Here is a 7,488-nt window from a genome sequence, read left to right on the forward strand (position 1 = left end):
ATGTCCCCCTTTCAACCCACCACCAAGGAAACCACCATGCTCAACTTCTTGTTCAGAACCATTGCCGGGGCGGGCGCGGCCCTCCTGCTATTCGCTAACGTCGCGCAGGCACAGGAAACGACGGTCCGGTTTACATTGGGCTGGAAGACGCAGGGCTCGGATGCGGCCTTCTTCGTGGCACGCGACAAGGGCTACTTCAAGGCCGAGGGGCTCAATGTCGTCATCGACCAGGGCGAAGGCTCCGGTGCCACGGTCACTCGCATCATGGGCGGCGCCTATGACGCTGGTTTCGGCGACGTCAACGCGATCATTCAGAACGCTTCGCTGAAGCCCGGTGAGGCGCCGGTCATGGTGTATCAGATGTGGAACCGCCCACCGTTTGCCATCGTCACCAAGAAGTCGGCCAACATCACGAAGCCGAAGGATCTGGAGGGCAAGAACCTTGGCGGCGCACAGGGTACGCCAACCACGCGCCTGCTGCCGGTGTTCATCCAGAAAAACGGGCTCGACGCCAGCAAGATCAAGGTGTCGAACATGGCGCCGAATCTCCAGGAGCCGCTGCTGATCAAAGGCGACATCGATGGCGCTCTGGTGTTCAACATCACCAGCTATTTCAATCTGGTGCTCAACCGCCAGGACCCGGAGAAAGACTTCAACTGGATGCCCTTTGGTGAGCACGGCATGGATCTCTACTCGAACGGCCTGATGGTGTCGCAGAAGATGATCCGGGAAAATCCCAAGGCTGTGGCCGGTCTCGTACGTGCCACCAACAAAGCGATGATGGAGATCGCGAAAGACCAGAACCTCGGCATGAAGTCCACGATGGCCTATGACAACCTCATCAACGAGGCGGTCGAAAAGCGCCGGATGCAGTACTCCTTCACCGAACTGATCGTCTCGCCTGAAATGAAAGAGATCGGTATCGGCGATGTCAAGGACGCCCGCATGGCGCGTGCCATCGGCATCGTCGTCGAAGGCTACCAACTCACTCGCGTGCCAGCACCCTCCGAGATCTTCAATCGCCAGTTCCTGCCGCCCCGGGCTGAGCGGTCCTTGGTTTACACGGCGAACTGAGCCATGGCATCCAGCGCTCTCAGTGGCGATCACGTCGTCGAGGCGGCTGGCTGCTTTGCAGGAGAAGGCGCGGGCGTTCTTTCAAACGTCCGCCTGACGCTCAAGGATGGGCTGATCGAGCGCATCGAGCAGATGTCCGAGCCCGCTGCCGGCCCGCGCAGACTGTTGCTGCCGGCGCTTGTCAACGCGCATGACCACGCCAGGCCAACCGGGTCTTCATTCGGCGCACTGAACATGCCGCTGGAGACGTGGATCTTGCGCTCGGCCTTGGGCACCCCGCCCGATCCCTATCTGCAAGCCGCGGCTTCGATGGCGCGGTCCGTGCGCGGCGGCTGCGCGGCCATGATGGTTCACTACACACGGCCCAGCGGGTTGATGTCGATTCCGGACGAGGCCGCTGAAATTGCCAGGGCCGCTGGCGACGTCGGCATCCGCCTTGCCTTTGCCCTGGCCGTGCGCGACCAGAATCCGCTGGTGTACGGGGATGCCGATCCGGTGCTGGCCGCCTTGCCGGAAAGCGACCGGCAGACGATGGAGGCGCTGTTCGTCCGCCCGCCGCCGCGACCACAGGATTACCTCGCGCTGGTCGAGGACATCGCGTCGCGCATCGCCGGGCCGATGGTGGACGTGCAGTTGGGACCAGCCGGTGTGCAATGGTGCTCGCGCCCAATGCTGGAGGCGATTGCAGCGCATTCGCTCGCCACGGGTCGGCGCATTCACATGCACCTCCTCGAAACACCCTATCAGCGTGTCTGGGCGGACCGGGCCTTTCCCGAGGGCATCGTGCGTTATCTCGCCGACATTGGCTTTCTTTCATCGCGCACGACGCTTGCCCACTGCACCCACGCCCGGCCCGACGAGCTTGATCTCATTGCGCAGCACGGCGCGCGCATCGTCACGAACTTCTCGTCGAACCTGCATCTTCATTCCGGCCTGGCGCCAATTGCCGATGCCCGGCGACGGGGCTGCGCGGTGGCGGTTGGCGTCGACGGGCTTGCGCTGGACGAGGACGACGACGCCCTGCGCGAAATGCGGCTGGTACAGATGGCCCATGACGGAACCGGGTTCGACCGCACTTGGAGCCATGCGGCGTTTCTGGACCAGGCGATTGCTGCCGGTCGGGGTGCGACCGGCGCGCCCGGACCTGGTGTGCTCGCCGAAGGTGCGCCGGCAGATCTGATTGCCATTGATCTTGACCGTCTGGACCGCGATGCCATTTTGCCGGTGGACCCGCTCGGCCTGCTGTTTGCACGCGGCAACATGAGCCATGTCCGCGAGGTGGTCTGCGCAGGCCGTGTGCTCATGCGGGACGGCGTGGTGTTGGGTGTCGATCTGCCCGCCATTGAGGCGGAACTGCGCAAGCTCTACCGCGTAGCAATGCCCGGCTTTTCCGGACTCATCGAAGGCTGGCGGCGTATCGAGCCACAGGTACAGGGCTGGTATCGCGCGCACTGCGGCTGCGGATGAGTGCATCAAGACCCATCTGATCGGAATCAACCGGTTCTTGTATCTTGCAGAAAAACCTGCGATTTCAAGTGCCTCCCCCAGCCCCAAGATACCGCTTGAACGGTCTGTCGCTGCGTCGAGAGCAGCGCTGCATACGCCAGCGAATGGCTGCTTGGAGTAGTCAAATTTAAACCTGTAGCGTTCCGCTGTATCTCAACGGCGGCTCTCGGGCCAGAAGCAGTTATTGGCGAGTGACCGGTATCAGGCGACGAATATGGCGGCTGCATGCCAATTCAAAAAGTTATAAATTTCCGTTCTTAGATAGCTCAAGTAGCCCTGCTGGGCCGGTTGGCGCTCGACCAGATTCGCACTGGATGCTGAGATATGTCTACGAAAACAGGTCAAGTCCAGGCAGCGATCAATTGCTGAATTCAAACCAAATAAAAACCGCTGTCAATAAAAGGAAGAAAGTCAACACTGAGGCCACGACAGTCGCCGCGATTCGGGTAGATCTTTCGACTAGCCGTGACGATCTTGTCAGTGAGACGTTTTCCCGATTGGGTCGAAGCGCGAATTTCCAGGCCCGCCAAGCCGTATAGATGACGAGGCACCAGACGGCGGACACAAGGACGAATCTAACGATAGCCATATCTCTATAGTACAGTGATCATCAGTAGAGAAGCGGGAGGAGCGCAATGGCGGAGCATGTGAGAGTCTTGGTTTTTGGAGGCACTGGTGTCGGTAAGACCAGTGTTTGCAATGAGCTTGCAGGGCGCAGCAGGCCCACCGCCAACGACGCTCAGGGAGTCACGTCGAAGACCCATATTTACGGCGCGTTCGACTATCACGGTTTGGCAATCGAGCTCATCGATACTGTGGGGCTACACGAGGCTGATTCAGGCACTGTTCCTGCAGAGAATGCTGTTCTCCAGCTCGCCGAGTTGCTCAAGCACTCTAGGGAGGGCTTCAATCTCCTGATACACGTTGCCAAAGCAGGGCGGTTGACTAAGCAGCACCAAGAGGACTACGACTTCTTCGTCAATCGAATGACAGAGCGGAAAATACCGACGCTTCTAGTACTAACGGGCTGTGAAAATGAGCGCCCAATGTCCGCTTGGGTTGACCGAAATAGGGACCACTACCGGCAGTTCCAATACCGGGAAATGCTCGGGACGTGTTTTGCCTCAGGGGGGAGCCTTGAAAATCACTTCGCTTCACTGCGAGAAGAATCGCGAGATGTCGTGTTGAAGCAGATTCGGAACACGGCATTACCCAAATCTGTTCGGCTCTACGGCGAGGGCACGGGGATAACAGCGTCAGAGTTTCTCGCCAAACTTTGGAACAATTTCGCAGAACTTGCGGGGCTTCCGGCGAAACTCCGAGTGAAGACGAATGAGTCCGTCTACAGCTTTATGAAAAGAATTGGGGTTCCTAAAAAGATTGCTGACTTGGCCATTCAGCACTTACCAGACCTGATTGACTATATTCCCCTACCAGGCCCTAAAGGTCTCATCAAACGGGGTATCAAAATACTACTTGGGAAGATTCTCGTGGGCCGAGATGCTTAGCTTGGCAGGCTTGTAAAAGATCAGAAATGATGACTGGACGTCACCCGCTTCAATAGACATAAATCTACGTCCACTTTTGAGCGCCCAGTTCGAACTCCTGTAATTTTGCTTTGTCTCGTTAAAGGGAGCTGGCCAACGGCTGGTTTCGGACCAGAAGCAGACATTGGCGAACGACAGGTGTACGGTACCCAATCTGGCACCCTTGATCCTGTCTCATGCGCATCAAATTCTTGGCCCGCGCTGAAGATCCGCGCGACGATCAGTGGGCCTGCGCCGCGAAACGACCCGGAAGTTCTTGTGAATGAATTTCGCGGTCAGGGCCCCACGGAAAATTCAGGTCTTCTCCCGCGTCAACCGCTCTGCAAATGAGATACCGATGGCCGACAGCACGAAGGTGAAGTGAATAACTGCCACCATCGTCACGATCTGAATATTTTCAAGTGTCAGGTCGCCACTCAGGTAAGTCTTCAATGCATGAACGCCCGATATAGAGATGATGGCAAACGCGAGTTTCAACTTGAGGTTGTAGGTATTGACGTGGTCCAGCCAATCGGGCTTTTTCATCTCACTTTTGTCAAAGTGCCCGGTGGTCACGAAGAGCGAAACTCCTGCCAGGGCAACAACCCAGACAAGCTGCGCGACCATCGTCATGTCCACCAGCTCAAGCACTTTGATGATCAGGTCGATCTTTTCGAGATCGCCGAAGAGCAGGGTGTTCATCAACTTGTAGGTTTCCAGCAGAAACTTTCCCAAGATGCCAAAAATGATCGCGACGAGACCCACATAAAAAAACAGCATGGTGAATCTCATGCCGTAGAGCAATGACCCCACTCCCGAAAGCAACTTTTCCATAATTTTCAACCCGTAACTTTTCTGAAATTGGTATCAACATGCGGCCCACGCGGCATGCGCCGTCGCCAGAGATCGACGCGATCGCAGTGCTGGCGGAGCCGGTAGTTGATACAGAGAGTTTCGAGTTTGCGGCAAAAACTCCACTCGATCTTCAGATTTATTCGATGTCCGTGTCCTTCAAATGCTGCTGTTTCGATGGGCGAATCCTGGACTGCGGATCGGACAAAACCGCCTTCGTGGTGAAGATTCAGAAATCGTGGTGACGGCGGACATTCAGCGCTGGTCCTCCAGTTCGGAAAAAGCGAACCGTATGTAAGAAATACTATGGTTTATCCGAAGCTCAAAAGTCGACACACTTCCGACCTTCGTCTGCCCTACAAGACACATCATGGCGTTTGTCCTTATCTGGTTTGTTTTTATCGCGCTGCTTGCGCTCTGGTCTCTTGCTGCGTGGGCGCTGCACGCTGTGGCGGTCTGGTCCTTCTCGAATGTTGGTGGGCTTTCTGGCGTTGCATCAAGTGGCGTGTCCATTCGACTGCCGGACTGGCTGGCGCCTTGGGTGCCCGCGGAAGTCGCGCAGCTTTGGGGCGCGCTCGTGGCGGGCCTGGGGCCTCTCAGCGACGCTCTGCTTCAGGCTGCACCCGCGCTCGCTGGTGGCGTGACGGTGGCAACCTGGGTGGTCTGGGGCATTGGCAGTGGACTGCTCCTGTTGCTGGGTGCCGGGACACATGTGCTTGTCGCGCTGTGGCGCCGCCGCGGCGGGAGAGTCCGCATCAACCACCGCCGAGTGACGGCTGGTTAAGCGCGCGCCACCTGTAGCTACCCGTACCAAGTTCATATGACGCCACCCATCGTGCACCGGCTACGCGACGCAGCTGCCGGAATTCGTGATGAGCCGGTTTCGATGCGGGCGATGATGCAAGCCCACGGCCCCGAAGCCCAGGGAACGCTGCTCCTGTTGTTGGCCATGCCCTGCCTGCTGCCGGTGCCTGGGGTGGGCACGGTACTGGGATTGGGTATGGCGAGCCTGGCAGTTGCCATGTGGCGGGGTCAGTGCGCGCTCTGCCTTCCACGGCGAGTAGCGGAGCTTGAACTACCGCCTTACTGGGCCCAGCGGGTGCTGGTCGGATTGGCTTCTGCCTACGCCCTGGCCGGTCGCCATGCCAGAGCTCGAATGAGCCATCTCGCAGTCTCTGGTCGGCGGTCGCGCATTGCCATCGCCGTCGGGCTGATGGCTGCCATCATCGTGATGCCGATTCCCTTTGGTAACGTGCTTCCTGCAGTGGCGCTGGTGTTGATTGGGCTGGGGCTGGTGTTCAGTGACGGACGCGCAGTGATCGGCGGGCTGCTGATGTCGGGTGTGGCATTGGTTGCGACGGCCGGCTTCTTGCTGGCGCTGTGGTTTTTGGGCAGCTCGTGGATTCTGAGCTTGCTATGAGATGAAAGTGACTGACTGATGATTTACGCAACCCTCAAGACCATTCATGTGTTGTCCATCGTCGTGTGGATCGGTGGAATGGTGTTTGCGCACTTGTTCCTGAAACCGGCGGTTGCCCAGCTCGAAGCGCCAGTCCGCTTGAAGCTGATGCACGACATACTCGGCCGCTTTTTCCGTGCAGTACTTGTGGCTTCGCTGCTGACTTTGGCCAGCGGCATCTGGATGCTGGGTCGCGTTGCCAAGCAAGTGGTGCAGTCGGGTGGTAGTTTTGAGATGCCGCTGGCCTGGACGGTCATGGCGGTGCTCGGTGTGGCCATGGTGGCGATCTTCATGCACATCCGCTTCGTTCTTTTCAAGAGGCTAAGCCGAGCAGTGGCAACATCCGAGTGGACCGCCGGTGGTGCTGCCCTGATGCAGATTCGCAGGTGGGTCTCAGTCAACCTCGGCATGGGTGTATTGGTTCTGGTCGCTGCGTTGATGCGCTGGACAACCTGAGCCCGCCCTGTTCGAGCTGGTGCCCGCCTGCTGGCTCTGTACCCTGACTGCAGGCGGGCCGGGCGAAGGGCGTGGTTTGTGCGGCAACGTAGTAAGGCGTACCGTCGGGTTTCACCAGGAACATTCCAGTCTCTGTCGCGTCCGTCAGGGCGCGAGCATCACGCGCAGCGAGCGGCCGTCGTCCAGTGATGCACAGGCGCCGCCGGGCACGGGCGACAGGCGCTCGATACGCCCGGGCAGCGGCATCACATCGCCCAGCTCGGTCCAGCGCCCTGGCGCGTCCCAGCGCAGCGCATGCAATGCCCGAAGCGTCATATCGGGCACCAGCACAGTAGGGCGGTGTTCCTTCAATTCAACGACAACGGCAAGGCTCTGCTCAACCGCGCCCATGCGGTGATTGGACACATCGAGCGCGCGCGCATACGGCACCAGCAGCGGCGGACGGTAGTGCAAAAGCTGCAATTCCCCGCCGATGTGCGGCGTGAGGACCATGGCCAGGTCCAGACGCCCGTCGGCGTCGAAATCGGCCACCCCTACCGGGTTGAGCCAACGAAACGTGGTGCCGGTAAAGGCACTGCGAGCGCGCTCCACCAGCACCGGACCGTCGGCCCTGTG

At 59.0% G+C, this 7,488-nt stretch carries 8 protein-coding genes; 6 read left to right on the top strand and 2 right to left on the bottom strand.

All coding sequences use genetic code 11. From position 1 onward, the window contains the following. Positions 1–36: 36 nt before the first annotated feature. The 3 genes from AAG793_RS15310 to AAG793_RS15320 all read left to right on the top strand — a co-directional run bounded on the left by AAG793_RS15310 (position 37) and on the right by AAG793_RS15320 (position 4,088). Positions 37–1,074, top strand: coding sequence for an ABC transporter substrate-binding protein (locus tag AAG793_RS15310; RefSeq protein ID WP_341909724.1), 1,038 nt, complete (start codon positions 37–39; stop codon positions 1,072–1,074). Positions 1,075–1,077: 3 nt separating this feature from the next. Continuing rightward, on the top strand, positions 1,078–2,541 hold the full coding sequence (locus AAG793_RS15315; protein ID WP_341909726.1) for an amidohydrolase family protein: 1,464 nt from the start codon (positions 1,078–1,080) through the stop codon (positions 2,539–2,541). A gap of 674 nt (positions 2,542–3,215) precedes the next feature. Next, entirely contained in the window at positions 3,216–4,088 is an 873-nt protein-coding gene (locus AAG793_RS15320; RefSeq protein ID WP_341909729.1) for a GTPase domain-containing protein, read from the top strand. 333 nt (positions 4,089–4,421) lie between these two features. On the opposite strand, the gene AAG793_RS15325 is transcribed toward AAG793_RS15320, so the two are convergent. Beyond that, positions 4,422–4,940, bottom strand: coding sequence for a YqhA family protein (locus AAG793_RS15325; RefSeq protein ID WP_341909731.1), 519 nt, complete (start codon positions 4,938–4,940; stop codon positions 4,422–4,424). Between the two features lie 388 nt (positions 4,941–5,328). Here AAG793_RS15325 and AAG793_RS15330 point away from each other — a divergent pair, with 388 nt between their 5' ends. From AAG793_RS15330 to AAG793_RS15340, 3 genes are read left to right on the top strand one after another with little or no spacing between them, the layout of a single operon-like run. Beyond that, positions 5,329–5,742 carry a hypothetical protein gene (locus AAG793_RS15330; RefSeq protein ID WP_341909733.1) on the top strand — a complete coding sequence of 138 codons (414 nt, stop codon included), beginning with the start codon at positions 5,329–5,331 and terminating at the stop codon, positions 5,740–5,742. A 36-nt stretch (positions 5,743–5,778) separates the two neighbouring features. Next, positions 5,779–6,378, top strand: coding sequence for an exopolysaccharide biosynthesis protein (locus AAG793_RS15335; RefSeq protein ID WP_341909735.1), 600 nt, complete (start codon positions 5,779–5,781; stop codon positions 6,376–6,378). An 18-nt stretch (positions 6,379–6,396) separates the two neighbouring features. Then, positions 6,397–6,873 carry a CopD family protein gene (locus tag AAG793_RS15340; protein ID WP_341909737.1) on the top strand — a complete coding sequence of 159 codons (477 nt, stop codon included), beginning with the start codon at positions 6,397–6,399 and terminating at the stop codon, positions 6,871–6,873. A gap of 144 nt (positions 6,874–7,017) precedes the next feature. Here AAG793_RS15340 and AAG793_RS15345 read toward each other — a convergent pair. Further along, the coding region (locus AAG793_RS15345) for a hypothetical protein (protein ID WP_341909739.1) at positions 7,018–7,488 on the bottom strand (471 nt) is incomplete at its 5' end.

The organism is Polaromonas sp. YR568 (assembly GCF_943372955.1).
Lineage (GTDB): Bacteria > Pseudomonadota > Gammaproteobacteria > Burkholderiales > Burkholderiaceae_C > Polaromonas.